General features: G+C 65.3%; 25 protein-coding genes. 7 read left to right on the plus strand and 18 right to left on the minus strand.

What is annotated here, in order from left to right; genetic code table 11:
* Window positions 1-29: 29 nt before the first annotated feature.
* The 11 genes from OOJ09_RS00445 to OOJ09_RS00495 all read right to left on the minus strand — a co-directional run bounded on the left by OOJ09_RS00445 (window position 30) and on the right by OOJ09_RS00495 (window position 10,217).
* Entirely contained in the window at window positions 30-491 is a 462-nt protein-coding gene (locus tag OOJ09_RS00445; protein WP_269903296.1) for an RrF2 family transcriptional regulator, read from the minus strand.
* 61 nt (window positions 492-552) lie between these two features.
* Complete coding sequence (locus OOJ09_RS00450) at window positions 553-1,017, minus strand: group III truncated hemoglobin (RefSeq protein ID WP_269903297.1); 465 nt, start codon at window positions 1,015-1,017, stop codon at window positions 553-555.
* A 270-nt stretch (window positions 1,018-1,287) separates the two neighbouring features.
* Window positions 1,288-1,641 carry a chaperone modulator CbpM gene (locus OOJ09_RS00455; protein ID WP_269903298.1) on the minus strand — a complete coding sequence of 118 codons (354 nt, stop codon included), beginning with the start codon at window positions 1,639-1,641 and terminating at the stop codon, window positions 1,288-1,290.
* A complete protein-coding gene (locus tag OOJ09_RS00460) occupies window positions 1,638-2,555 on the minus strand; it encodes a J domain-containing protein (RefSeq protein ID WP_269903299.1) in 918 nt (305 codons plus the stop codon). Before OOJ09_RS00460 ends, OOJ09_RS00455 begins: the two co-directional genes overlap by 4 nt.
* A gap of 99 nt (window positions 2,556-2,654) precedes the next feature.
* Window positions 2,655-3,785, minus strand: coding sequence for an Acg family FMN-binding oxidoreductase (locus tag OOJ09_RS00465; protein WP_269903300.1), 1,131 nt, complete (start codon window positions 3,783-3,785; stop codon window positions 2,655-2,657).
* 281 nt (window positions 3,786-4,066) lie between these two features.
* Window positions 4,067-4,840 (minus strand): SDR family NAD(P)-dependent oxidoreductase, encoded by a 774-nt coding sequence (locus OOJ09_RS00470; RefSeq protein ID WP_269903301.1) that lies wholly within the window; start codon window positions 4,838-4,840, stop codon window positions 4,067-4,069.
* A gap of 8 nt (window positions 4,841-4,848) precedes the next feature.
* Window positions 4,849-6,183: a dihydroorotase gene (locus tag OOJ09_RS00475; protein WP_269903302.1), complete on the minus strand. Its 1,335-nt coding sequence runs from the start codon at window positions 6,181-6,183 to the stop codon at window positions 4,849-4,851.
* A 22-nt stretch (window positions 6,184-6,205) separates the two neighbouring features.
* Window positions 6,206-7,138 (minus strand): allantoinase PuuE, encoded by a 933-nt coding sequence (locus tag OOJ09_RS00480; protein WP_269903303.1) that lies wholly within the window; start codon window positions 7,136-7,138, stop codon window positions 6,206-6,208.
* An 11-nt stretch (window positions 7,139-7,149) separates the two neighbouring features.
* Complete coding sequence (locus OOJ09_RS00485; protein ID WP_269903304.1) at window positions 7,150-8,169, minus strand: NAD-dependent epimerase/dehydratase family protein; 1,020 nt, start codon at window positions 8,167-8,169, stop codon at window positions 7,150-7,152.
* Between the two features lie 30 nt (window positions 8,170-8,199).
* The gene (locus OOJ09_RS00490; protein WP_269903305.1) at window positions 8,200-8,967 is read right to left on the minus strand and encodes an SDR family NAD(P)-dependent oxidoreductase; all 768 of its coding nucleotides are present in this window, start codon (window positions 8,965-8,967) and stop codon (window positions 8,200-8,202) included.
* A complete protein-coding gene (locus tag OOJ09_RS00495; RefSeq protein WP_269903306.1) occupies window positions 8,967-10,217 on the minus strand; it encodes an MFS transporter in 1,251 nt (416 codons plus the stop codon). The genes OOJ09_RS00490 and OOJ09_RS00495 overlap by 1 nt, the downstream gene beginning before the upstream one ends.
* Before the next feature lie 313 nt (window positions 10,218-10,530).
* On the opposite strand from OOJ09_RS00495, the gene OOJ09_RS00500 reads away from it, so the two are divergent.
* The 7 genes from OOJ09_RS00500 to OOJ09_RS00530 are packed head-to-tail and all read left to right on the plus strand — an operon-like array spanning window position 10,531 to window position 17,684.
* Entirely contained in the window at window positions 10,531-10,881 is a 351-nt protein-coding gene (locus OOJ09_RS00500) for a RidA family protein (protein ID WP_269903307.1), read from the plus strand.
* A 32-nt stretch (window positions 10,882-10,913) separates the two neighbouring features.
* On the plus strand, window positions 10,914-12,344 hold the full coding sequence (gene hydA, locus OOJ09_RS00505) for a dihydropyrimidinase (protein ID WP_269903308.1): 1,431 nt from the start codon (window positions 10,914-10,916) through the stop codon (window positions 12,342-12,344).
* Window positions 12,329-13,243, plus strand: a complete 915-nt coding sequence (locus tag OOJ09_RS00510; protein ID WP_269903309.1) for a nitrilase-related carbon-nitrogen hydrolase — start codon at window positions 12,329-12,331, stop codon at window positions 13,241-13,243. The genes hydA and OOJ09_RS00510 overlap by 16 nt, the downstream gene beginning before the upstream one ends.
* Before the next feature lie 13 nt (window positions 13,244-13,256).
* Window positions 13,257-14,588 (plus strand): Coenzyme F420 hydrogenase/dehydrogenase, beta subunit C-terminal domain, encoded by a 1,332-nt coding sequence (locus tag OOJ09_RS00515; RefSeq protein WP_269903310.1) that lies wholly within the window; start codon window positions 13,257-13,259, stop codon window positions 14,586-14,588.
* Window positions 14,585-15,748, plus strand: a complete 1,164-nt coding sequence (locus OOJ09_RS00520) for an NAD(P)/FAD-dependent oxidoreductase (protein WP_269903311.1) — start codon at window positions 14,585-14,587, stop codon at window positions 15,746-15,748. Before OOJ09_RS00515 ends, OOJ09_RS00520 begins: the two co-directional genes overlap by 4 nt.
* On the plus strand, window positions 15,745-17,022 hold the full coding sequence (locus tag OOJ09_RS00525; RefSeq protein ID WP_269903312.1) for a hydantoinase/carbamoylase family amidase: 1,278 nt from the start codon (window positions 15,745-15,747) through the stop codon (window positions 17,020-17,022). Before OOJ09_RS00520 ends, OOJ09_RS00525 begins: the two co-directional genes overlap by 4 nt.
* A complete protein-coding gene (locus OOJ09_RS00530) occupies window positions 17,019-17,684 on the plus strand; it encodes a cysteine hydrolase family protein (protein WP_269903313.1) in 666 nt (221 codons plus the stop codon). The genes OOJ09_RS00525 and OOJ09_RS00530 overlap by 4 nt, the downstream gene beginning before the upstream one ends.
* On the opposite strand, the gene OOJ09_RS00535 is transcribed toward OOJ09_RS00530, so the two are convergent.
* The 7 genes from OOJ09_RS00535 to OOJ09_RS00565 are packed head-to-tail and all read right to left on the minus strand — an operon-like array spanning window position 17,669 to window position 26,352.
* Entirely contained in the window at window positions 17,669-19,159 is a 1,491-nt protein-coding gene (locus OOJ09_RS00535; RefSeq protein WP_269903314.1) for an N-acyl-D-amino-acid deacylase family protein, read from the minus strand. The two genes, OOJ09_RS00530 and OOJ09_RS00535, sit on opposite strands and share 16 nt — an antisense overlap.
* A gap of 33 nt (window positions 19,160-19,192) precedes the next feature.
* Window positions 19,193-20,734: a trimethylamine methyltransferase family protein gene (locus tag OOJ09_RS00540; protein WP_269903315.1), complete on the minus strand. Its 1,542-nt coding sequence runs from the start codon at window positions 20,732-20,734 to the stop codon at window positions 19,193-19,195.
* Window positions 20,735-20,755: 21 nt separating this feature from the next.
* Complete coding sequence (locus OOJ09_RS00545) at window positions 20,756-21,724, minus strand: D-2-hydroxyacid dehydrogenase (RefSeq protein WP_269903316.1); 969 nt, start codon at window positions 21,722-21,724, stop codon at window positions 20,756-20,758.
* A gap of 10 nt (window positions 21,725-21,734) precedes the next feature.
* Window positions 21,735-22,643, minus strand: coding sequence for a dihydrodipicolinate synthase family protein (locus OOJ09_RS00550; protein ID WP_269903317.1), 909 nt, complete (start codon window positions 22,641-22,643; stop codon window positions 21,735-21,737).
* On the minus strand, window positions 22,640-23,230 hold the full coding sequence (locus tag OOJ09_RS00555) for a hypothetical protein (protein ID WP_269903318.1): 591 nt from the start codon (window positions 23,228-23,230) through the stop codon (window positions 22,640-22,642). Before OOJ09_RS00555 ends, OOJ09_RS00550 begins: the two co-directional genes overlap by 4 nt.
* Window positions 23,231-26,089: a 2Fe-2S iron-sulfur cluster-binding protein gene (locus OOJ09_RS00560; RefSeq protein WP_269903319.1), complete on the minus strand. Its 2,859-nt coding sequence runs from the start codon at window positions 26,087-26,089 to the stop codon at window positions 23,231-23,233.
* Window positions 26,086-26,352 (minus strand): sarcosine oxidase subunit delta, encoded by a 267-nt coding sequence (locus tag OOJ09_RS00565; RefSeq protein WP_269903320.1) that lies wholly within the window; start codon window positions 26,350-26,352, stop codon window positions 26,086-26,088. Before OOJ09_RS00565 ends, OOJ09_RS00560 begins: the two co-directional genes overlap by 4 nt.
* Window positions 26,353-26,363 lie beyond the last annotated feature (11 nt).

Consider the following 26,363-nt stretch of genomic DNA (forward strand, 5'->3'; position numbering starts at 1 on the left):
GCGCAATATTTCGCAAGGAGACATCGATCCTACGCGCCGCTTCGCGCCAGGCCGGAAGGTTGGGGTGGTGGCAGCCTGCCTAGGAAATCCTGGGGCGTTAGTGTGACGTCGGCCAGCGTGTAACGGTCAAGGACGCTCTGGAAGGAGGCCATCGCTTCGCCAAACATGCTCGAAAGCTTGCAGGAGTGGGTGAGCACGCATTGGTTTCCGGTGGCAAAGCACTCTACAACCGCGAAATCCGGCTCCGTCAGCCGTATGACATCGCCGATCCGGATCATCTCGGGCCGGAGCCCCAGAACAAGGCCGCCGGAACGGCCCCGGATTGCTTTCAGGTAGCCGCTACGCGTCAGTGTATTGGCGACCTTGTTGAGGTGTGTTTTCGACACCCCGAAGGTGCGTGCAGTCTCCTCGATCGTGATCAGGCGGTCGCCAGCTGAGGCCGCGTACATCAGCATCCTCAAGGCATAGTCCGAGAAGTTGGTCAGCCTCACGGGCGGTTCCTTTCTTGGATCGGCGTGCCGCTATGGGAACCTCTTGCAAACCTATTCGGCCTCACAGGTCTTTCTCGGCAATCGGCTCGATGCCAATCGTGGTCTCGCCACGGTTGAAGGCGACCGCAAGACGAAAGCTGTGAGCGATGCGCAGCGCGCGGTCCATGAAAAGCGCCGCCACCTCGGGCGGGCAGATGCGGCGCACCGTGGCGCGAAACAATTTCAACCAACGCCGGAAATGCACCTCGCCAAGGCCGGCTATCGTCAGATGTGGCGGCAGGGGCCGGCCTTCATATCGGGTCGTTCGCAGAAGTGTCGCGGACCAGAAGTCACACATCTTTGCCAGATGACGCGGCCACTCGTCGGGCTGTATCTTCTGGTGGAAGATGGGGCCGAGAAGCTCATCGCGGCGAATTTCATCATAGAAGCCGTGAACCACACCATGGATCATGGTCTCGTCAAGCACGTCCGGCAACGGGACTCCGTCCAGGACAATGGTGCTCTTGCTGCGGTGGTTTCCGCTCATATGCGCTCCTGGTTCACAAGGCCGAGGCGGCGTTTGGTGTCTTTGCTCGCGCACACGGCGCTCGGTCGAGCGGCCGATACGAAGCATCGCCTCGCCCCTCGAGTCGAAAATGCGCAGACGCTGTGTCCTGCGATGGCGATCGATGGGTTTGCGTTGCCCGCCATGTCCTAGCGTGGAATGGACCCAGCATCTTCGTAAAAAGATACATTGTCAATGTATGTTATGTATATGCGGCGACCATGGAGCCCGGGGACGCGGCGGCGTGCACGATCATGTCTCCTCACTGCCGGGCGCGAGGCTGCCGCTATCCCGCTCCATCGCAGCGATGATTGCGGCCTGAACGGACTTGTCCTGCGTCGTCACGGCCGCGCTCAGTGCTCGCAGGCGCTGCCGCGTTTCGTGGAGCTGATCGATCAGCGACAGTATGACCGGCAGCGTGTCGGCATCGATCTCCAATTCATAGCGAAGCGTGCAGATCAGACGGACGCGTGCGAATTCCATGTCGTTGAAAACCATGGTCCCCTCATCCTGCCGCGGCACGACAAGTTCGTCCCGGATCCAGGACTCGAGATCGCTGCGCTGGAGAGCGGTTATCCGCTCGACAAGGTCATCGATGCTCATCATGCCAGCATCTCCCTGCGGGGGTGATCGGGATGTTTCGGCTGCCAGCTTTCGAGGAACGCGACCAGTTCGTGCTCTTCGGCCGAGGGCAGAACAGCCTTCAGGGTGATCAACTGGTGTCCGCGTTGTCCGGTCTTGCGGTTCCGAATGCCCTTGTCGCGCAGTCGCAGCGTCTGGCCGGTGTTCGACCCCTTCGGGATGGTCATCGTGACAGGACCGCTTATGGTCGGAACCTCGATGCGCGCGCCCAGCATCGCCTCCTTCAGGGTAACGGGAACCTCGACATGAATGTTGTCGTCCTTGCGATGGAAGAACGGATGCGGCTCGACATGCAGTTCAACGTAAGCGTCTCCCGCCATTCCACCGCCGAATCCGGGCATGCCCTGGCCCTTCAGTCGCAGCATTTGCCGGTCCTCTGCTCCTTCGGGGATTGTCACCTGTAGCGTCTTGCCTTCAGGCAGCGTGATCGTGCGCTGGGCGCCATTGACCGCTTCCATGAATTCCACCGGCAGCACGTAGCTCACATCCTGGCCGCGCGCCTGAAAGGTTTCGTGCCCCCGCTGACCGCCGCCTGCAAACGCCCGCCTGAGGAATTCTTCCAGATCCTCGTTGCTGGCGAACCCTTCGTTGGCTGCGTGCGAGGCGTTTACACCGCCGTCGGCGAAGTCGCGATAGAACCGCTCCCGTGGCCGTTCCGCTCCGGCGGCGTCAATCTCGCCCGCGTCGAAGCGGCGCCGCTTCTCCTTGTCCTTGAGCAGATCGTTGGCCGCGGAAATGTCCTTGAACTTCCCTTCCGCTGCCTTGTCGTCCGGATGCAGGTCGGGGTGGAACTTGCGCGCCAGTTTCTTGAACGCCTCCTTGATCTCCTTGTCGGTGGCGGTGCGGGTTACGCCGAGCGTCTCGTAAGGGTCTTTCATTCACCTGATCCCATCGCAATCTCCCCGCTCGGCATCGGCAGGCGTCACGCGCTGCTTTTCTTCACGCGATGCCGGACAGCTCCTGAAGCGCATGCCGACCTACGCCTGAAGAATGACGTGCTCCACCGGGCGGCGGAGCGATCTGGGCAACTCGGGACCATAGCCGAACCTCATCACGAGATCCGGTCGACGGCCACCGATGCCCAGATAGGTTGCGAATTGGCCTCGCACGGCGGGAACCTCGACCGGTTGATTGATGAAAGCATGCCGGAGTTGGAGAGCCGTCGCCTGGAGGGCGAAGCGCTGGCAGCAACGGCCGGCTTCGGCCCAATAGGCTGGTTCATTCTTGTCGGAGACGAATACGGCAACACCAGCCGAACTCCTGAGCTGGCTCTCGTATTTCCTGTTCTCGGCGCCCTTGGTGAACACTCGGCTGAATATCAAGCGGCCGATCCAACCTGGCAGGACTGGACTGCCGGAGGATTTCGAAAACAGGCCGTCTCGCGTCGAAAGGGCTTCGCCATAGCTGAATCGTATCCACGATTCCAATTCCTCTACGAACGCGACATCGTCCAACTGCGCACTGTTGCCTGCGACGAGATAGGAGAGGATGTCTTCACGTTGCTGTCGTTCGGTGAAAAGCAGCATCCGCACGCCGTCGCCGTTCCCGGCAGCTTCCAGAAGCCGCAAATGCTCGGGCGGGACAGACCGCCCATCATAGCGAGAGCGCGTCGATTGACGATGCGGGATAGCGTCGAACAGGTCCGTCCGTTCGGGCGGCGCGGCCTCCAGGTCGACCCGTATTCCGGGCGCACCCGGGTCGTAGCTCGGAACCGCCCTAAGTCCGAACGCGCGAGCCGCTTGAACCATGTTCTCGACGGCGCAGCCGAGGCTGGCGAACACGTGATGGTCATCGGGATCGACGGCGGGCAAGCGGCGACCGGGATCGGGCAGCACAAGGACGGAATGGTCCGAGAGCCGGAATTGCCAGGGCTGGGTGTTGTGGCTGTTTGCCGCCAGGGTGGCGTAACGGACAAGTTCTCGTCGGGCCGATGACAGTGGCAGATCGGTGCTGTCGCTATGGCGCCACGTGGCGTTGATAGCGTCCTCATAACCGGAACGACCCCGGGCGTTCATGACAAGCGCTGATCCGCCGCCAATCGCGACAAGCCCTCCTCCGACGGCAAGCGCGGCCAACAACCGGCGACGGCCTTGATGAACCTCAGACATGATGGCTGCATATTACAACCGGGGCCCGCCTGGCTTTGATCTGAGTCATTCCTGCCAGTGGCGTGGCCTCGACTTTGCGTCCTCGTTGGGCGCGCGACCCTACACGCCCAGCAACTGCAATAGCTCGTTCTGCGTCGATGTCTCGAACAACTCGCGCAGCAGATCGCTGTCGCGGAAGCGGCCATCGCGGTTCTTAGGTGGGTTCGCTCACGCCTGTTTCACTCGCTGCTCGAGGGGCTGTGAAGAGACAGGGGAGGGCCAAACCCTGATTCCTGCATCCATCAGCCTGCCATCCAGCCGCCATCCACCATCAGGTTGATGCCGGTGACATAGCTTGCCATGTCGCTGGCGAGGAACAGGGCAGCGCCCGCGACGTCGCTCGGGGCACCTAGCCTTGGCCACGGCGTGCGCCGGCGTGAATAGTCGAGCGCGTCGGGATCGTTGGCCACGCCCGGCTTACCGGTGATGATCTTGCCGGGCGCGATGGCATTGCAAACGATCAGGTCGTCGGCATGGTCGACGGCGATCTGCCGCGTCATCTGCACGATGCCGCCCTTGCTCACCGAATAGGGAAAATCGCCAGGGCAAGCGACCATGCCGTGCTGGGAGGAAATGTTGATGATGCGGCCGCGCACGTCGTTGAGTGGCGCTTGGATCCGCATCTGCATCACCGCCCGTTTGCAGCAGTAGAAGAAGCCGGTCAGGTTGACGCCGATGACGCGGCTCCATTGCTCGGGCGATGTCTCGATCAGGTTGGTGCTGGTATAGATCGCCGCGTTGTTGACCATCACATCGAGCCGCCCGAAGCGTGCGACAGTCGCCGCGACCAGCGCATCGACCGCATTCCACTGCGCAATATCGGTTTTGATATACATCGCCGTTCCGCTGGCCTGCTCGATCAGGGTGGCGGTACTCTCGCCCCCCTCGATCGGCGGTTCGGCCGTATCGGCGATGACGACGCTGGCGCCTTCCGCCGCGAGCTTCAAGGCGATCGCGCGGCCGATGCCGGAGCTTGCTCCGGTGACGATCGCGACCTTGTCGGTGAGCAGTGGCATATTATCCTTCAGCTTTCTCGACGAACAGGCTTGCCCTGCGCCGGATCGATCAACACCTGGTCTCGCACGATCTCTTTCCCGCGCAGGAAGACATTCGTCAGCCGTGCCTTGACGGTCCAGCCGTTGAACGGGCTGTAAGCCGCGCGCGACACCTGGTCGGCATCGGCGATGGTGCTGGATTGCCGAGGATTGACGATCAGTACATCGGCGTCATACCCGGCGGCGATCCGTCCCTTGCGCTTGCCAAGGCCGAAGCGCTCCGCCGGATTGCGAGCGCATAGGCGCACCAGGTCGGGCAGCGTGATCAGACCCTCGTCGACCAGTTTCAGCATCGCCTGAAGCAGTATCTGCAGCCCCGGCATGCCGCCCGGAATGTCGGCGAAGGACGCGTAGGGGGCTGCCTTTTCGGCTGGCGCGTGCGGGGCGTGGTCGGTGGCGACGATGTCGATCAGTCCAGCGCCGAGCGCCGCGCGCAAGGCATCGACATCCCGCCGCGATCGCAAGGGTGGCGACCCTTTCAGCCTAGCGCCTTGCGTCTCGTAGTCGTCGGCGCTGAAGAACAGATTCTGCGGCGTGGTCTCGACGCTAGCATCCGCCATGTCGCGCAGCCTGCTCCAGACCTTTGCGCCGAGTTCCGAATTGATCTGCCGGACATGGATGCGGGCTCCGGTCACGGCGGCGGCCAGCACGGCGCGCGCGATGCCGCCGGCCTCCGCCGAAGGCGGACGGCTGTCGAGGAAGGCGGCAATCGTACCGGCCTTGTTTCGCTCGGAGCTGCCGGTCAGGATCGATTGATCGCCCGGCGAAATGCCGATCAGCGTGTCGGCCTGGTCGAAATTCCGCAGAGCCCGGGCAACGTCATCGAAAGTCGAAAACAGGAAGGCTTCCGGTACATCGGCGGTGAACAGCTCGAATGACACCGGCGCCAACTCGAGCAGGCGAGGAGTGAACGACAGGTCGCGGCTGACCACGGCCTGGAAGCCGACATCGACATGGATGCGGCCTTCGGCCATCGCCATCTTGTCGGCAAGCTGTTCGGCGGTGGCCGTCCAAGGCTCGTCTGTGGGCATGTCGAGCACCGTCGTCACGCCGCCGAGGGCGGCTGCATGCGTGCCGGAGGAGAAATCTTCCTTATGCGTCAGTCCAGGCTCGCGCAGATGCGCATGCGCATCGACCAGGCCGGGCAGCAGGAAACAGCTCCTGGCATCGACGACGGTCCCGGCTTCAGCCGCTTCGCCGGGTGCGACGAGCGCTGTGATCCGACCGCCGGTGATGCCAACGTCGCGCCGGTCGAGCCCCTCGGCGTTGACGATGGTGGCTCCCCGGATCAGCGTTTCGAACATGCCGCCATTCCCGTTGCTCTTGTCAGCCGCGCCGCTCGAAGCTGGCATGGTTGGCGAGCCAGAAGCGGGCGATGTCTTCGCGCCGCATGAAAGCAGCGGCCGGGTTCTTCATCACGTGCTCGATCACTTCGCGCAGCCCGGACGCCCGGTTGGGCTGGCCCATCCATCTCGCATGGATGCCGATCGTCAGCATGCGGCCGCCGGTCTCGTCAGCCTCTTCGAGCATGTAGTCGATGGCCGAGCGGCAATCCTCGGCGAAGTCGCGCGGATTGCTATAGCCGGGCGCCACCAGATAGCGGCTGTCGTTGAGGGTCTTGGAATAGGGCACGACCAGCACCTCGGTGCCCTGATGGTCGAGGAAATAGGGCAGGTCGTCGTTGCAGGGATCGGAGTGATAGAGAAATCCGCCCTCCCGCACCAGAAGGTCGCGCGTGTTCACGCTCGGAAACGAGCGGCAGTTCCAGCCGGAGGGACGCCTGCCCGTCAGCTTCTGGTAAAGGGCGACTGCTTCGTGCAGCTGGCGCTCTTCCTCGCTCCGCTCCATCGTCGTGTAGTCGACCCAGCGCAGCCCGTGGCCGAGCAGGTCATGCCCGCGCGCGTTCATCCATTCGACGACCGCCGGATTGCGTTCCAGGGCCACGGCGCAGGCGGAGATGGTGACTGGAATACCGTATCGGTCGAACAGTCGCGCGAGGCGCCACACACCGGCGCGGCTGCCATATTCGAAATGGGTCTCGGTGCCGAGGTCGCGCACCGGCGGGCTGCTGGCGAGATTGTATTCGCCCCAATTGTCGTTGCGGCCGTCCTCCAGCCAGGAATATTCCGACCCCTCCTCGTAGTTGAGCACCAGGTTGATGGCGAGCTTGGCGCCGCCCGGCCAGGTGACCATGGGCGGGTGCGGGCCGTAGCCGACGAAGTCGCGTGGCTGGGGTGCTGGCGGCAGATCGGTCGGCATCGGCTTTCTCCTCAAGGGCTCTCGTTGGCGGCGATCCAGTCCATGTAGTCGTGGAAGGCCTGCCTGGCTGGCCTTGGCCGCCAGTCCGTGTCCCGCTCGATGCGGGCAAGGTCGTATTCGCCCCACATGCCGGTCTTCAGCGCCGTGTTCATGACGATGTTCGCTGTCTCGGCCGGGCTGACCTCGGCCTTCAGGTCGGGGATGCGCTCGCTGGCCCAGCCGATGAAGTCGCCGACCGTCTGTGTGCCGCCGCTGCCGATATTGTAGTGGCGGTAGCGCAGGCACTTCGCATCGAGCAGCGCCAGGATTGCCTTGGCGACATCGCTCGACAGCACATAGTCGCCAAGAGGTTCGAAGCTGTTCGGCCGGATCGTCTCGCCGGCCAACGCCATATGCGCGACGCGGTTGGGCAGATGGCGGACGTTGCGGCTGCCGGTGACGCGGTCCATAGGACCGTAGACCGACGACAGCCGCACTGAGATGGCGGAAAGGCCGAACAGGTCGGCGTATCGGTTGGTGACCATTTCGGCGGCGAATTTCGAGATGCCGTAAAGCGTCAGCGGCGCCACATAGCCGTCCTCGGGCAGCGGCTCGCCGTTCCAGTCCGGCCCGTGATGGCGATAGACCGAACCGGAGCTGACATAGACGAAACGTTTGATGCCCGGTCGGCCGCGCGCCCATTCCAGCACGCGCACCGTGCCCATCAGATTGACGTCGACGATATCGGCTGGATTGTGGGCTTCCGGCTGCATCTGTGGGTCGCTCGGGCGCGAATTCGGCGTCACCGTCGCGCCGTGCACGATCGCGGTGATGTCATGCGCATCGAGCGCTGCCGCCCAGGCGGAGGGCGCCAATATGTCCGCCGTCAGCACGGTGAGGCGGTCGCGCACCGGGGCGAAGAATTTCTCGGCGATCGCATCCAGCCCAGAGCGATCCAGAATGACGGCGCGGGCTTGCGGATCACGGTCCAGCCATTCGCGCGCGACCACGCTCATGACAAAGCCGGTTCCACCGGTGACGAGCAGTGTCATGTGAACTCCTTTGAAAACGAGCGAGTTATATCAGCGTGTCGCATAGCCGCCGTCCACGAGCATGTCCGAGCCAGTGACGAAGGAGGCGTCCGACGACAGCAGGAACGCCGCCGCCGCCGCGATCTCGTCGGGCTCGGCGATCCGGCCAAGCAGATGCGCCGGTCCGAGGCCGGCATTGGCCGCCTCGAAGTCTGGAAATCGGCGCAGCAGGCGCGTGGTCGCCACCGCTCCCGGTGACAGGCTGTTGACGCGGATCTTGTCGGGCGCGTGGTCGACGGCCATCGCCTTGGCGAGGTGGATGAGCCCTGCCTTGGCGGCGCAATAAGCGACGGCCCTGGTGGTGGCGACGCGCCCGAACTGCGAGCCGATGAACACCACCGAACCGCCGCCGCCTGCCGCGATCAATGGCACCGCGAACTTGCTCATCAGGAACGCGCCGGTCAGGCTGACGTCGATCTCATGCCGCCAGGCGCTTTCATCCAGATTGACGACCGTGGCGCTCGTCGATGGCGCCGCGGCGTTGTGCACCAGCCCGTCCAGCCGGCCGAAGTTTGTTTTGGCGATGTCGACCGCGCTCCGGGCGGAGATGGCGTCGGTCACGTCGCATTGGCAAGCGACCGCCGAGGTGCCGAGTTCGTCGGCAAGCGTCTGCGCCGCCGGGGAATCGAAGTCGGCGCAGACTATTCTCGCGCCCTCGGCGACGCAGCGCCGGGCAATGGCGGCGCCAATGCCGCTTGCCGCACCCGCGATCAGGATGACGCGGCCTTTCAGGCGGTTCGTCGCTGGGTTGTCCGTCATCAAACCTGTTCCTCGACAGTTTGCGCGATCGGTGCGGAGGCCGGCCGGCGCACAAGATTGTAGCAGGCCGCGAGCGTAACCAGCACCGCCCCGCCGCCGAGTAAAAGGAACATGGCCGGCGGTCCGAGATGCGCCATCAATCCGGCAGCGACGCCTGGCGTCGCCACATTGCCAATCGAATAGAGCAGGAGAAGCGTACCAGAGGCGGCGACCATGTGCCGGACCGGCAGCTGCGAGGCGGCGAATGCCATCGCCACCGGATAGATCGTCAGCGCGGTCACGCCATAGAGGAAGAACAGGACGAACAGCAGCGGCACGGAGAGAGTGCCGACCCAGGCGATCGAGGCGCAGGCCGCCACCGCCACGAGCCCTTGCACCAGCAGCATCACACGTCGGTCGAGCCGGTCCGACAGCCAGCCGACCGGCGTCTGCGCCAGCATGCCGGCGATGCTTATCGTGGTGACCAGCCAGACCGTGGTCGATGCCGACAATCCGATCTGCGTCCCGTAGATCGGTGTCAGCACGAAGATGTTCATGTTGGTGATGCCGGCCTGGAAGATGGCGACGACCGTCACCGGCGCCAGCTTGAAAAGTGCCAGCGGCCCCAGCCGCGCTGCCTTTGTTCCGGTCGCCGGCGTCGGATCGGCAGGAACCGAGGGCAGCGCGGGCCAGCGCAGTCCGGCGACTTTGGGCACGAAAGCCAGCAGCACTACGATCGCGGCGACGGAAAACAGATGCGGCGACTTTGGGCCGACCAGCGCGACCAGGACCTGTCCGAGCAGCACCGCTATCGCCGTGGTCAGCATGTAGATCGAGAACATCGCGCCGCGATTGTGCTGTTCGGCATAGAGATTGATCCAGCTTTCGCAGACGACGAACATCGAGGCCATCGACATGCCGCCGAGCAGCCGGAAGCAGAACCAGCTCGGCACGAAATCGGTGAGGACGAAGCCCGCGGCCGCCAGCAGTGCGGTTGCCAGGATCACGACGAATGTTCGCTCATGGCCGTAGCGGGCGACCAGCGGGCGCGTCATCAGGCACCCGATCAGGAAGCCCGCTGGATAGGCCGTCAGCACGATCTGGACCACGTCCGGGGCGATACCGGGTTTGCCAAGGTAGAACGACACGGCGGTGGTGAGCATGGCGCTGCCGATGCAGGCGAGGCAGATACTGGCCATGATCGGCAGCAAGGCGCGCGAGCGTTCCGCGTTCCGCCAGAAGGCTCTCAGATATTGAGCGATCGGCCCCATGGACGCCGCCGTCAGCCGGCTACGAGACGCATCGGGGATCGGAAGCGGGGCCGATGACCGACGCGGGACTTTCATGCATTGCGACGGTTCCCCTTGGCAAGGCCGCCGTCAGCGGCGCTGCTCTCCCAGACGGAAGCTACACCGCGCCCGGCATGACACAAACGAAGATTGACACGGCTATGCCGTCAATTTTTTTGGCCATCCGAATTGCGGAAAGCAGCGCCTCGCCGTCTGCCGGGCTTTACAGTCGTTTTGTCTGCTCCATACCATGGCCAAACTGCCGAAACTGAAATCCGCCACTGGGAGAACCTGCATGACGATCGAACGTCTTGAGAACGGCCAACGCTTCTGCCGTGTGCTGCGCTACAACGGCACCGTCTACCTGGCCGGTCTGACCGCCGACGATCTTTCCGGCGACACCACGGCGCAAACGAAGCAAATCCTCGCCAAGATCGATGCCTGTCTGGCCAAGGCCGGCAGTGACAAGACCAAGCTTTTGAGCGCCCAGATCTGGCTGCGCGACATTGCCGATTTCGACATGATGAACGCGGCGTGGGACGCATGGATCGACAGGAGTGCCATGCCCGTTCGCGCGACCGTGGAGGCGCGGCTTGCTGGCGACCAGTATCGTGTCGAGATCATGGTGACGGCGGCTGTTGGCTAGGAGCCCGATCCGCGAAGGGGGCGGCAAAACCAATGCATGAGCTGGTGATCAGAGGCGGACGCGTTGCCCTCGACGACGGCTGGGCCGAATGCGACATCGGCATCGATGAAGGCCGTATCGCAGCCATCGGCAGCGGGCTGACGGGCGCGACGCTGCTCGACGCGGGCGGCCGTTGGGTCATGTCCGGCGGCATCGACGCCCATTGCCATCTTGACCAGCCGGTCTGGGGTGGCGCGGGCAATGCCGACGACTTCGAGTCCGGCACCATCTCGGCCGCGTTCGGTGGCACGACCTGCATCGTTCCGTTCGGCATGCCCGGTCCTGATATGTCGACCGTCGATGCGGTGGATCGTGCGCTCGATCGGGCCGCGGGCCGCGCGGTGATCGACTATGGACTGCACGCCGTGGTGACCATGGGCACGGGCGCCGACGTCAAGGCTCAGCTTTCCTCGCTGGCAACGCGGGGCATCGCCTCGGTCAAGCTGTTCATGACCTATCAGGGTTTCGCGGTCGACGACGATCTTTTCTTCGACATACTGGACGCCGCGCGCGGCCTTGGCTGGATCGTCATGGTTCATGCCGAGAACGACGCCGCCATCCGCCGCACGCGCCAGCGCCTGATCGACCTCGGCCGCACCGATATCCGCTACCATGTCGTCGCCCACAGCGAGACGATGGAGCGCGAGGCCACGCATCGCGCTCTGGCCTTCGCGGAAATGACCGGCGCGCGCATGACCATTGTCCACGTCTCCTCCTGGCAATCGGCCGAGGAGATCGCACGGGCACGCACCCGTGGCGTCGATGTGGTCGCCGAGACCTGTCCGCAATATCTGTTTCTCGGTGCGGCCGATCTCGACCGCCCGGCTGTGGACGCCGCGCGTTTCGTCTTTTCGCCGCCGCCGCGCTCACCGCACAGCCAAGAGCATCTGTGGCAGGCGCTGATCGATGGCGGCATCGATCTTTGGTCCTCCGATCATTCCCCGTATTTTTTCGCCGACAAGATCGGCAGGGCGGAAACGCCTGGCTTCAATACAACGCTGAGCGGCATCCCTGGCATCGAAACGCGGCTGCCGCTGCTGTTTTCAGAGGGGCTGCTGACCGGCCGGCTGACGCTTGGCCGCTATCTCGATCTCACCTCGCGCAATGCCGCATCGGTCTATGGGCTCGCGCACGCCAAGGGCAGGATCGCCGTTGGCCTCGACGCCGACCTGGCTCTGTGGGACCCCACGGCACGTTGGACGCTCGGCCATGCGGCCCTGCATTCGCGCGTCGACTTCACGCCCTACGAGGGCCGCAGCGTGACCGGCAAGCCGACCACCGTCCTGGTGCGTGGCGTGGCGGTGATTGCCGACGGCGTGCTGCGGGTGCAGCCGGGTTTCGGACAGTTCCTGCCACGCACCGCCGCCGATCCGGCCCGATCTGGAAAACCTGTCGAGGAGACGACCCCATGGCTAGATGCCTGACCATCGCGGTCTGCCAGACCGGGCCTATCCAGCGCAGCGCCTCGCGCGCCGAGACGGTCGGCCGCCTTGTCCATTTGCTGGAGAAGGCGGCCGCTGCCGGAGCCGAGCTCGCGGTCTTCCCTGAAATGGCGCTGACCACGTTCTTTCCGCGTTGGCGCATCGACGATACCGCCGAGATCGAGGCCTTTTTCGAACGCGCCATGCCGGGGCCGGAAACCCAGCGGCTTTACGACGCCGCCGCCCGCCTGAAGATCGGCTTCGCGCTCGGCTACTGCGAACTCGTGCGCGAAGACGGCCGCACACGCCGCTTCAACACCATGGACCTCGTCGGCCCGGATGGCGATTTCATCGGCCGCTACCGCAAGATGCACGTTCCGGGGTCGAGCGAACCGGAAGAGGGCACGACCACGCATCTGGAGCGGCGCTATTTCGAGCCGGGCAATCTCGGCTTTCCGGTCTTCGACTATCGCGGCGTCCGTGTGGGTCTCGCCATCTGCAACGATCGCCGCTGGCCGGAGACCTACCGGATGCTGTGCCTGAATGGCGCCGAGGTCGTGCTCATCGGCTACAACACGCCGCTGCTGCTCGACGAGGCGCCGGCACTGGCGCATCTGCGCATGTTCCACAACCATCTGCCGATGCAGGCCGGCGCCTATCAGAACACGCTGTGGGTGGCGGCCGCCGCCAAGGCTGGATTCGAAGACGGCCAGGCGCTGATTGGCGGCTCCTGCATCATCGCGCCGACCGGCGAGATCGCCGCGCAGGCGCTTTCGCTTGGCGACGAGGTCATCGTCCATCGCGCCGACCTGGACCTGATCGCGACTTGTCGCAAGGTGAACTTCGACTTCGCCCTCTATCGCCGGCCGGACCAGTATCGCCTGATCGCCGAGCAGGCCTGACGTTGAGATCCAAATGGGCCGCGACCAAGCCAATCGAGTGCAAGGCGTGATGGCTGATCCGGCCACTCCCTTGTCGCTGGGCGAGATCGTCGAGAACGGACTTTGCATCGGCTGTGGGCTGTGCCCGTCGCTTGCCGGGCCCGGCGCGGTCGAGATGGTCATGACACCTGAAGGTCGCCTCCGTCCGCTTGTCCGGCAGACACTCGACCGGCCGACCCTGACGCGCATCAACGCCGTCTGCCCGGGAACGCGGATCGCCGGTCCGGATCAGGCGCAGACAAACACAGCGGCTGTGCAAGACACCGTCTGGGGACCCGCCGAACGGCTGGTCCTCGGCCATGCCGTGGACCCCGATGTGCGGTTTCAGGCGTCGAGCGGTGGCGTGCTGACGGCACTCGGCCAGTTCTTGCTGGACTCCGACCGCGTCAGCTTTGTCTTGCACGTCGCCGCATCGCGGTCGGCGCCGATGCGCAGCGAGCAGCGCCTGAGCTTCGACGCGGCTTCAGTCCTCGAAGGCGCCGGGTCGCGCTACGGTCCGGTCGCGCCGCTGGCGGATTTCGGCGAGATCCTCGACCGTGGCCAACCCTTCGCGCTGATCGCCAAGCCTTGCGACATCACCGCCGTGCGCAACCTGGCGCGGCTCGATCCCCGTGTCGATGATTTGATGCGCTATGCCCTGGCCTTCGTCTGCGGCGGCGCTTCGGACCTGTCGAAATCGGAGCAGGTGCTGCAGCGCTTTGGTCTTGGCGAGGATGAACTCGCCCTGTTCCGCTATCGTGGCCACGGCAATCCCGGGCTCAACCGGGCCGAGACGAGGGATGGCCGCGCCTTCGAACTCACCTACCGGCAGCTGTGGGAAGACGAGGACAAGTGGATGATCCAGCCGCGCTGCAAGATCTGCCCCGACGCGATCGGCCAGGTGGCCGACATCGTCGCTTCGGATGCCTGGCTGAATGGCGGGCCGGCGGTCGACGACGAAGCGCTCAACGGCATCATCGTGCGCACCCGGCGTGGGTTGGAGCTGTTCGATGCTGCCGTTGCCGCAGGCGCACTGGCGATCAAGCGCGAGACCAGCTTTGCCGAGCTCGGCGAACTGCAGTCGCATCAGGTGCGCAAGCGCCGTGCCGTGTGGGCGCGGCTGAAGGGCATCGAGATGGCGGGAAAACCGGTCCCTGCGGTGATCGATCTGGCCCTGGAGGACTGTGCGCTGCAGAATTCGCTGGCCGAAAATCTCGCCGAGGGTCGCGGCGCTCGCGACCGCGCCCGACGCGGACGCCTGGGGGAACCGCCTCCGGTGCCGCGCAGCGAAGCCGGTGCAGCCATGTTGAAGGATGGACTTATATGAGTGCCGCCGAGGAAACCGACGTAATCATCATTGGCGGCGGCATTGCCGGCGCCGGCGCCGCCTTTGAGATCTCCCGTTCGGCCAAGGTGGTCCTGCTCGAGCGGGAAAGCCATTGTGGCTACCACACCACCGGCCGCTCGGCGGCGAGTTTCACCGAAAATTACGGCAACGGCGTCATCCGCCGGATCGTGCTGGCAAGCCGGGCGTTCATGATGGGCCCGCCCACCGGCTTCTCCGACTATCCGCTGCTCAGCAAGCGCGGCATGATCACGGTGGCGCGCGACGACCAGCTCGACCTCTTGGCGCGGGATCTGGAGGCTGCCCAGGCCCTGGTTCCCTCGATCGTCGCCATGACGCCCGCCGAGGCGATCGCTCGTGTGCCGGTGCTGCGCGCCGATTATCTCGCCGGCGCTTACATTGAACCGCATTCGATGGATATCGACGTCAACGGCCTGCACCAGGGCTATCTGCGCGGTGCCCGCACGCGCGGCGCCCGCATCCTCACCAATGCCGGCGTCAAGGCGATTGGCCGGCAAGATGGCCAGTGGCGTGTCGAGACCCCGGCGGGAACGTTCCTTGCACCAACGCTCGTCAATGCCGCCGGCGCCTGGGGCGACGAGATCGCCGTCATGGCCGGCGTGCGCCCGATCGGCCTGCAGCCCAAGCGCCGTACCGCCTTCAACATTCCAGCACCCGCCGGGGTCGACATCACCGACTGGCCGCTGGTCAACGATGTCGGTGCCGAATTCTATTTCAAGCCGGATGCGGGACAATTGTTCGTCTCGCCGGCGGACGCGACGCCCTCAGTGCCGATGGATGCCTATGCCGAGGATATGGATGTCGCCAGCGGCGCCGAGCGCCTCGAAAAGGCGACGACGATCGAGGTGCAGCGCGTGTCGCGCTCATGGGCCGGGCTCAGGACCTTCGTCGCCGACGGATCGCCGGTCGTCGGGCCCGATGACGCGGTTCCGGATTTCATCTGGCTGGTCGGGCAGGGCGGCTACGGCATCAAGACCTCGCCAGCGCTGTCGCGCGTCTGCGCCAGCCTGATCGGCGGCGGCGGCCTTCCGGACGATGTCGCCAGGCAAGGCGTTGAGCTGTCGGATCTCACCCCGCAACGGCTGCGGGGTGCTGGCTTCCAGAAGGCTTCCGCGTCATGACAACCGCCAGCCTGACGGCAGGCGGCAGGCTTGCCGGGAGCGTGCTGGAAAGACTTGCGAAAGCCACCACCGACGCACCGGGCATAACCCGCGTGTCCTACGGTCCCGGCGAGCGTTTTGCCCATCAACTGATCCGCGAGGAAGCAGAAAAGCTCGGCGCCATGGCGCGTGTCGATGCCGCCGGCAATCTCTATTTGACGCTGAAAGGCCTCAACGCCGACCTGCCGGCAATCGTCATCGGCTCGCATCTTGACAGCGTGCCGCATGGCGGCAATTTCGATGGCGCCGCCGGTGTCGTGGCCGGGCTTGCGGTGATGGCCGAGTTTGTCACTCAGGGCACGCGCCCGTCACGCGATCTCATCTTGCTGGCGACGCGCGCCGAGGAAGCGGTGTGGTTCCCTCTGTCCTATCCGGGCAGCCAGGCTGCTCTCGGACTGCTCGAACCGCAGGCGCTCGAAGCCAAACGATCCGATAGTGGCCGGACCCTGGCCGAGCATATGCTGGAGGAAGGCTTCGATCCCGACGCGGTCAGGCGCGGCGTTGTAGGCATCGAAGCCAACCGCATCGCGGCCTTCGTCGAAGTCCATATCGAGCAAGGCCCGCGCCTGGTGGCCGCCGGCGTGCCGGTTGGCATCGTCACCGGGATTGCCGGCGGCTTTCGCCATGTCGATGCCGCGTGCCTCGGCACCTACGGCCATTCCGGCGCCGAGCCACGCTTTGCCCGCCATGACAGCGTGCTCGGCTTTGCCGATCTGGTCGTCGGTCTCGAAGCGGAGTGGGACGCGCTCGAGCGCGAGGGCCACGAGGCCACCATCACCTTTGGACGGGTGGAATCTGATCCGAGCCAGCATGGCGGCAGCCGCGTGCTTGGCGAACTTCGCTTCACGCTCGATGTGCGCAGCGCCGACGCCGCCGTGCTGGAGCGGATCGAAGCGCGGCTTCATGCGCTCTTCGCCGAGGTCGGGGCCAGGCGTGGCGTCACTTTCGCTGCCGGGCCACGCTTCACCTGGGAGCCGGCGACCATGTCGCCGGCGCTGATCGCCGCGTTAGACCGTGCCGCCGGCGATTTGCAAATGCGTGTACCGCACGTTCCAAGCGGGGCCGGACACGACGCCGCAACCTTCGCCACGGCGAATATCCCGAGCGCCATGCTGTTCGTGCGCAACGAGAATGGCAGCCACAATCCGCATGAAAGCATGGACATCGCCGATCTCGACCAGGCGATCCGTCTGCTTTTCCGTCTCGTCACAGACTTCGACCGAGGACATCCATGAATCCAGCCAAATCGGCTCTGCTCGCCATCGATCTGCAGAACGAATACCGCTCCGGCGCTGCCTGGCCGGTTGTCGGCTATGACGCGGTGCTCGCCAACGCCGCCCGCTTGATCGCCGCGGCACGCGCGGCAGGCATGCCCGTCATCCACGCCCAGGCCTGGGTCAAGCCGGAGGAACGCCAGGGCTACGCAAGGCAGGAGGAGATCCTGACCGAGGAATTCCGCTCGGCCGTGGCGGGCAGCGCCGGCGCAGATATCTGCGCCGAGGTGGCGCCGAAAGCCGGCGACATCGTCATCCACAAGCACTGGCCGAGCGTCTTCCGCAGGACGGATCTTGCGCAACGTCTTGCCTCACTCAAGGTCGAAAACCTGATGGTGACCGGCGTGCTCACCGACAGCTGCGTGACCGAGAGTGTCTTCGATGCGGTCTATCAGGGGTTCAGGGTCTGGCTGGTCAAGGATGCCTGTGGCAGCATGACCGAGGCGATGCACCGCACCGGCATGCTCGACATGGCGAACCGCCTTTACGGCGGCGGCATCCTGCGCGTGCCCGAGGCGCTGAAGGCGCTTGCCGGACAGCCCTTCGACGGCTGGCGCTGCACAAGGCCGGTGGAGTTCGCCTACACGCTGGAAACCGTCGACCGGCTCTACGAAGCGCTGTGATCAGCACCGCAACTGCACGCGCCCTTGATGATTTTGGGTGACGCGGACGGCTTGAGAACCGTGCCCGGCAGTGGGCCGGTCGCCTTGCCATCGCGCCAGACGGATATGCCGTTGACGAAAACATGCTCGATACCGGCGGCGGGCTGACGCGGCTCCTCGAAGGTAGCGGTGTCGATGATCGTCGCGGGGTCGAAGATGACGAGATCGGCGAAATTACCTTCTGCCAATACGCCGCGCCGATCGATGCCGAACTCCCGCGCCGGCAGGCCTGTCATGCGATGCACGGCCTCTTCCAGGCTGAACAGCCCGACGTCGCGGGCATAGTGGCCGAGCACGCGCGCAAAAGTGCCCCACAGGCGCGGGTGTGGATGAATGTCGTGCGGCAGGCCATCGGAGCCGATCATGGTGCGCGGATGTGCGATGATGTTCCGCACATCCGTCTCGTCGAGCTGGAAATAGACGGCACCCGCCGGCAGCAATCGCTGGCCTGCCTCGCGCTCGCTGCAATTCCATTCACGCGCGATGTCGCTCAGCTCGCGCCTTGCCATTTCCGGATGCGGGTCGGACCAGGTGATGAGGATCTTCAAGCCCGTATCGCAGCGCTCCAGCCGCAGCACGGTCGAGCTCGCGGCATAGGGATAGACGTCCATGCCGATGTCCATCGTCTCGCGCGCCCGGTCGATCCGTTTGAGCGAAGGGCCGCTTTTGCCGAAATTCGCGCGGCCCGTGCATTGGTGGTGCGAGATGAACAGCTTGCCGCCGGCATGGCCGGCGATGTCGATGGCTTCCTCGATCGCCTCGTCCATCGTCTCGAAATAGTTGCGCGTATGGGTGACATAAGGCCCGCCAAGACGTGCCGCCGTTGCCGCGAGCGCCTTGACCTCCTCGGTCGATGAGTTGACCGCCGGCGGATAGTCGAGGCCGGTGCTGAGCCCGAACGCGCCCTCGGCCATCGCCTGCTCCACCGCTTCCTGCATCAGGATCGTCTCTGCGCCATTTGCAGGGCGGTCGGTGACCGGCATGACGCGCTGGCGCAAGGTGGTGTGGCCGACGAGCAGCGCCGCATTGGTGGCGATGCCGTGCTGCCGGAGCTCGGCGACATAGTCGGCAAAGCGGTCGAAGCGGAAATTCTCCTGGCCGCCGACCAGCGTGAAGGGCGGCGGCGGTGTCCTGTCGAGAAGGAGAGGCGCGAGGCTGACGCCGCAATTGCCGGCGATCACCGTCGTCACGCCCTGGCTGATCTTCGGGTCCATGCCGCGCGGTGCCAAGAGCGCGCCGTCGTCGTGGGTATGGACGTCGATGAAGCCCGGCGCCACGATCTTGCCTGCAGCGTCGATCTCTAGCGCGCCGCGCGTGTCATCCAGCCTGCCGATGGCGGCGATCCTGTCGCCGGCAACCGCAAGATCGGCCTCGAAACGCGCCGAACCGTCACCTGAGATCAACGTCGCGTGGCGGATGACGAGATCGTATGGCATCAGGCATTTCCTCTTTGCGGCAGGTCCAGGCCGTCAGCCTTCCGGATCAGCGGCGATTTCCTCGCGGCGGCGCGCGACATAGGCGTCGAGCTCCTCGCGGACCGAGGCGTCCATGACTGGCTCCTCGTAGTCATGCAGCGCCTGCTGCCAAAGCTCGGTGGCGCGTTCGAGCGCATCCTTGCCGCCGGCTTCCTGCCAGGCGCCATGGTTCTGCCAGTTGGACAGCATCGGCTGGTAGAAGGCGCTGGTGTAGCGCGACATGGTGTGCTCGGCGCCGAAGAAATGGCCGCCGGCCGGCACCGACTTGATCGCTTCGAAACCGAGATCGTCCTCCTGGAACGGCAGCGGCCGCAGGAACTCCATCATGTTCTGCAGGATCTCGACATCGAGGACGAGCTTCTCGTAGGAAGCGGTCAGCCCGCCCTCCAGCCAGCCCGCCGCATGGTAGATCAGATTGGCGCCGCCGAGCACCGCGCCCCAGGTCGCCATCTCGGTTTCGTAGGCGGCCTGCAGGTCGACCACGTTCGACGCATTGGCGTTGGAGGTGCGATAGGGCAAATGATAGCGCCGCGCCAGCTGGCCTGCGATGATGTTGGCCTTGGCGTTCTCCGGCGTGCCGAAGGCCGGCGCGCCCGATTTCATGTCGACGTTGGAGGTGAAGGCGCCGTACATCACTGGCGTGCCCGGGTTGACGAGTTGCGTCAGCACCACGCCGAACAGCGCTTCGGCATTCTGCTGGCAAAGTGCCGCCGCCAGCGTGACCGGCGTCATCGCGCCCATCAGCGTGAAGGGGGTGACCGTCACCGGCTGGCCGTGCTCGGCCATCGCGATCAGGCCCTCGGCCATGGCATCGTCGAACAGGCGCGGCGAGTTGATCGATATGATGGTCGTCACGCCCGGCGAGGCGCGCATTTCCTCGACGCTGATGCCGCGTGCGATCGCCATCATGTTGATGCCGTCCATGGCTCTTTGCCGGCCGATTGCCGTGCAATGGAAGCTGAGATCGCTGAGCGTCAGATTGGCGTAATAGGTGTCGAGATGGCGCGAATTGGCCGGCAGCTCCATCGGCGCCACCACCTGGTTGCCGATGATGTGGATGGCGTTGAAGTGGTGCGCCAGCCGGATGAAGTTTTGGTAGTCGGCAAGATTGCCCTGGCGGCGGCCATTGATGCGGTCATGCACGTTGGGCGGGCCGGCTACCAGCCCGAAGACCAGCGAGTTGCCGCCAAGATGCACCTGCTTGCCGGGATTGCGGCTGGTCAGCGTGAAGGAAGATGGAACCGTTCGCAGCGCTTCGGTCACCAGGCTTTCGTCGATGCGGATGGTCTTGCTCTCGCGGTCGACAATGGCGCCCGCGGCGGCGAACAGGTCCATCACCCGCTCGCTCATGACGCGGATGCCGAGTTCCGACAGGATGCGCATCGACGTGTCGTGCAGCCGCTCCATCCGCTCCTCGTCGAGGAGTTGCATGGGCGGATAGGGGTTCTCCACGTGCTGCCAGGGCAGTTGCGCGATGCCGCCGCCGCCGCGTCCGACCTTCGCCCTGCGGCCACCGCCGCGCCTGTCCTGTGTCATGAGATTGCTTTCCTCTCGGCTTCAGTAACCGCGTTCCGGACTGACGACGTTTTCAAGCGGCGCGCCGCTGCGGTAGCGCTTCAGATTGTCGGCGAACATGCGCACCGACTTGATGTCCCAGCCGTCGTAGACCGCCGCGCAATGCGGGGTGATGGCGACGTTGTCGTAGCCCCATAGAGGATGGTCCGCCGGCAGCGGCTCGGTCGCGAAGACATCCAGCGCCGCGCCCTTGATCTGCTTGCCGTCAAGGGCCGCGAGCAGCGCCGCCTCGTCGACGACGCCGCCGCGCGAGATGTCGATGAGCACGGCGGAACGCTTCATCGCGGCGAAGGCGGCCGTGCCGAGCAGACCGCGCGTGCTGGACAGCAGCGGGACGCAGCAGACGATGAAATCGGCGCGCCCAAGCAAGGGCAGCAGGGCATCCGGCCCATGCACCTCGTCGAGGCAAGGCATGGGTTTCGGCCGCGCACGGATGCCAAGCGTGCGCATGCCCATCGCCTGTGCGCGGCTGGCGACGGCTGTCCCCGTCTTGCCAAGGCCAATGATGAGAACCGTCCTGCCTTCGATCGGCTCGACGCGGCCACCGCCCCAGACGCGTGCCTGCTGGCGGCGTTCGAAACCGCGCAGATCGAGCGAGAAGGACAGCATGGCGCCGAGCACGTATTCCGCCAGCATGCCGGCGGCGACGCCTGCCGCATTCGTCACCGTGAGCCGTTCCGGGTTCCAATGTCCGAGATGATCGGTGCCGGAGCCGCCGACCGATACCCATTTCACGGTCGGGCTTTCGACCAAGGCCTGGCGCGGATATCGCGGCGTGCCGTCGAAGCGGACGGAGTAAACCACTTCCGCCGCCACGCGCCCGATCAGCTCGGGCAGGGCGGCATAGCTGTCGCAGCCATGGACGGTCAGATCCGGATGTGTCTCCCTGAGCACGGCCAGCGCCGCTGCCGGCCGGTCGGTGTGCAGGATGACGGATGGATCGGCCGACATGATGCCGCTCTCAGCTCCGGCCAATGTGGTCGGCCGAAGGACCGAGCGCGGCAAGCAGCTTCTCGCCGCTTTCGAGCGTTGCATTCTCATGCGGCGCTCGCAGGTTCAGCCAGCGCTTGTCGCCGGACCGCACCGCCAGCACGGCTTTCATCGCCGGGATGAGACCGGCATCCTGGATGATCTTGCGGAACGCCTTGACCGTCGCGTCCGCCTCGGCAACGTCCTCTCCGGCCATCGTACGATCGTAGAGGGCCCGGATGGCCGCGGCATTGAGGTTGACGGTCGCCGAGATGCAACCCGCCGCGCCGCTCGAAAGACCCTTGGTCAGCTGCGCTTCCGAGCTCGGGAAGACCGCGACCCTGGGCGCCGCGGCAATCACTGCCGCCGTGTTGTTCCAGTCGCCGGCGCTGTCCTTGTAAGCCACTACGGTGTCGGGAAACGCCTCGTTCAGCCGGGCGGTCAAGGCCGGGCTCACCGGCACGCCGGAATTTTGCGGGATGTGGTAGAGGATCATCTTCATGGCCGGGTTCGCCACCCGCTCGATCAGTTCGCGGTAGTAGCGGGCCTGGCCGTTGTCGCCGACAGCGGTGTAGAAGAACGACGGCAGCACCATCACTCCAGCGCAGCCGAGCCCGACCGCATGGGTCGACAGCTCGACGGTTTCGGGGAGCGCGGTGACGCCGGTTCCGGGCATCAGCCGGCTGGGCGAAATGCCGGCCTCGACCAGCCACTCCAGCGCCTGCATGCGCTCGCGCAGCGAGATTGACAGCGCCTCGCCGGTGGTGCCGAACGGCGACAGGAAATGCGCCCCCTGGTCCAGCACCCATTTGGCGTGGGATACCCAGAGGTCGCGTGCGATGCGGCCGTCGTCTTCGAACGGCGTCAGGATCGGTGCGATGGTTCCTTGCGGGCGGGTCATGTGTGTCCTTCCGTATCGATCAGCAAATCTGTGCAGTGCCTGGCCGCCGCCGCTACCGTCCTGGCGAAGTAAGCCGACGCGGTGACGTCGAACAGTACATCGAAACCCGCCTGCGAGCGGACCATAACGGCCTCGATGTGGCCAACGCGCGTCTGCGCAATGTCCTCGGCGCTGAATTTATCGGCTCTGAGATCAAGTGCGCATAGCCGCTCCATCGCTCGCGGCGCCTGCGGGCCCGAGACGCGCATCCACGCCCAGCCCTCCTCGCGCCACGATGAATAGCCCTTTGGCGCAGTTGCGCCATGCCAAGTGCTTGCAAGCTCGGCGAGCGTGCTGTCGGCTCCATCGGCCAGCAACAGGATATCTTCGTTGCCGAGGCGCAGCACGCGCGTGCCGCGCCAACTGCCGAGACGATTGACGGCAGGCAAGGGAACGCCTTGCGACGCGAGCCAGCCGGCGCTGCCGCCGCCTTTGAGGCCGAAGCGAAAGCCGCCTGTGAGATCGGTCAGCATCACCGCGCCGGAAGGCAGCCTCGTGCCGTCCGCGGCGCCACCCGGCATGAACGGAAACACAGGGGATGCTGCCATTTACATCTCCTGCCGTGCATTCGCGGGGTCGAGGAAGGCATGAGCGACCACCGGTACGTCGACCAGTTGGCCATTCCGGCACTTCACCGTCACCCGGCTGCCTTCCGTGGAGTCGTCGACATGGACGTAGGCGAGCGCGATGGCGCAGCCGAGCGTCGGCGAGAAGCCGACCGAAGTGATCTGTCCGACGGGAGTAGTGCCGCGCAGCACGAGGCAGCTTTCACCGGGTATGTTCTTGGCATCGGCCGGGAATTGCAGGCCGACGAGCTTGCGCGACTGGCCCAGCCTTGCGCGCATTTCGATCGACCGTTTGCCGACGAAGAACGGCTTCTTCTTCGAGACCGCCCAGCCGAAGCCGAGTTCGTCCGGCGTGGTGATCGCATCGGTGTCCTGGCCGATCAGGATGTGGCCTTTCTCCAGGCGAAGGATGCGCGATGCCTCCAGGCCATAGGGCTGGAGGCCATGCGGCTTGCCGGCGGCGATCACCGCGTCCCATAGGGCGGGCGCGAGGCTCGACGGGCAGTGCAGTTCGTAGCTCAGCTCGCCGGTGAAGCCGATCCGCATCACCCGCACCGGCACGCCGGCGACAACACCTTCGCGGCCGCTGAGATAGGGGAAGGCTCCGCGGCCGAAATCGATGTCGCTTTCCAGCGCCTGAAGCACGGACCTCGCCTTGGGCCCGGTGACATTCAAGCCGGAGAACGCGCCGGTGAGGTTGAGGACATCGACCCGCAAGCGCCATTGCGCGTTCCAGAACAGCATATCGGCATAGACGCGCGCGACCGCACCCGTGGTGGCGGTCACATAGAACCGGTCTTCCGCCATGCGGTAGGCAACGCCATCATCGACCACCGAGCCCATTTCGTTGAGCATCAGGCAATAGCGGACGCGCCCGACCGGCTGGTTGGCATGCGCCATGGTGTAGAGGCGGTCGAGGAACGCGCCGGCATCCGGCCCGCGCAGCTCCAGCTTGCCGAGCGTCGAGACGTCGAGCAGGCCGACGCCTTCGCGCACCGCCATGATCTCGTCGCGGATCGCCTTTTGCGCCTCACTGGCATCGCCATAGAAATACGGCCGCCACCAGGCGCCGACCGGCTTCATCACGGCGTTGAGCGCGAGGTGCCTTGCATGCAGCGCCGTGCGCCGTTCGAGCGGCTCATGATGGCCGGCAAGCACACCCAGCGTCTCCGGCCCGACCGGTGGCCGCGCGGTGGTGACGCCGACCTCGCCAACCGTCCGGCTGGTCGCCTCGGCGACGATCCTTGCCGTTGCCAGGGCCGAATGGCGGCCCTGGCTCGGACCCATGCCGACGGTGGTGAAGCGCTTGACGAGCTCGATCTCGCGATAACCCTCCTTGACCGCGTTCTGCAGATCCTTGACCTGCAGGTCCTCGTCGAAATCGACGAAATCGCGCCCCTTTGGATTGGCGACGATCGGCAACACATGGACCGGGCTGGTGGCCGTCGGCCTGGTGGGGCTTCTGTCCTCTACGACCGCCTTGCCGAGCTGCGAAAGCGCGGCGGCCGCCGCCCGGCAACCGCCGGCAATCGCGCCCCGCAGATCGTTATCTCCGGCAACGGAACCGGCAAAGTGGACCGGCGCTTTCGGGAGGGTGAGCGTCATCGATCCGGTAGCGGCGTCATAGCCGACCTTTGCTCCGGCCTGGCAAGGCAGCTGCCATGCAGGCACCTGGCCGGCCGAGACGGCGAGCAGGTCGCACTCGATCCAGCGCCCGCCGACACGAACGCGGGCAAGGTGGCGATTTCCCGCCGTCCCCTCGGCGGCTTCGATCGTCGCGGCCTTCTGGATGGCCACGCCCTTGCCGTGCAACTCGGCTTCGAAGGGGCCGGCCCCGCCGCCGGATCTCGGATCGGCGACCAGCATGACCGAGACGCCGGCCTCGACCAGATCGAGCGCCACGCAATAGCCCTCGTCGCCGGGGGCCAGCACCACTGCCTTTTGTCCGGGGCGCACGCCATAATGGCGGATCAGCCGCTGCGCGGCACTGCCCAGCATGATTCCCGGCAGGTCGTTGTTGCGGAAGATGGCGGGTTGCTCGATGGAGCCGGTGGCCAGGATTACCGAGCGCGCCCGTGTGCGATGGAGCCGGTCGCCCTGGATCAGCGGCAGCCAGTTGTCCTCATACCAGCCGTTGCAGACGGTCCCGGTCAACAGGCGCAGATTTGGCAGCGCCCGAAGCCTGGAGGACAGGTCCGCAAGAGTTGCCGGATCATGCCGTCCATAGGTCAACGATCCGCCGATCTCCGGGTTCTCGTCGCAGAGCACGACATCAGCGCCACCCTCGGCTGCAGTGATCGCGGCGTTCAGTCCGGCCGGACCAGCGCCGACCACGAGGATGTCGCAGTGCAGGTGCGTCTTGTCGAAATGCCGGTACGGGGCCGTGGTGTCGACCACGCCCAGCCCGGCCTTGCGGCGGATCATCGGCTCCCAGAATTTCAGCCAGCTGTCGCGGCGTGGTCCCATGAAGGTGCGGTAGTAGAAACCGACCGGCAGAAAGCGCCCGAGCCTGTCGATGATCGCATCGCGGTCGCGTTCGAGCGAGCCGTTGACGTTCTGCGCGCTCACCCGCAGCCCCGCGCTGATCGGGGTGCGGTCGGCGGCGACGTTCGGCTCGAACGGCAGTTGCACCAGCGTATTGGCGTCCGCGCCCGTCATTGAGAGGACGCCGCGCGGCCGATGATATTTGAAGGAACGCGACAGCACCCATTGTCCGGAGGCGGCGAGCGCGCTGGCGATGCTGTCGCCGGCATAGCCTTCAAAGGTCTTGCCCTCGAAAGTGAAGCGGATGGGACGGCTTCGGTCGATCCGGCTTCCCCAGGGCTCAGGCAGCCGGTTCATGATTGAGCCCGACGTTCTGAAGCGTCGAAAGTGCGGATGATCTCGTTGGTGACGAGATCGCGCTCGGCGAGGAAGAAATAATTGCTTGGCACGTGCCGCCACCACTCGACCACGATGCCCCTGCGGTTCTCGGCGCGGAACAGGTGTCGCGACCAGTCCGTGTCGGCGGTCCGATCCGGGTCCGGCTCCGCGCGGACGGGTCCGAAGGATTGGAACTCGTCTATGTTGCGCGGGCCGTTCATCGGGCAGGTCAGGATCTTCATGGTCAGTGGCG

The sequence above is a fragment of the Mesorhizobium qingshengii genome, assembly GCF_027563465.1.
GTDB lineage: Bacteria > Pseudomonadota > Alphaproteobacteria > Rhizobiales > Rhizobiaceae > Mesorhizobium > Mesorhizobium qingshengii_A.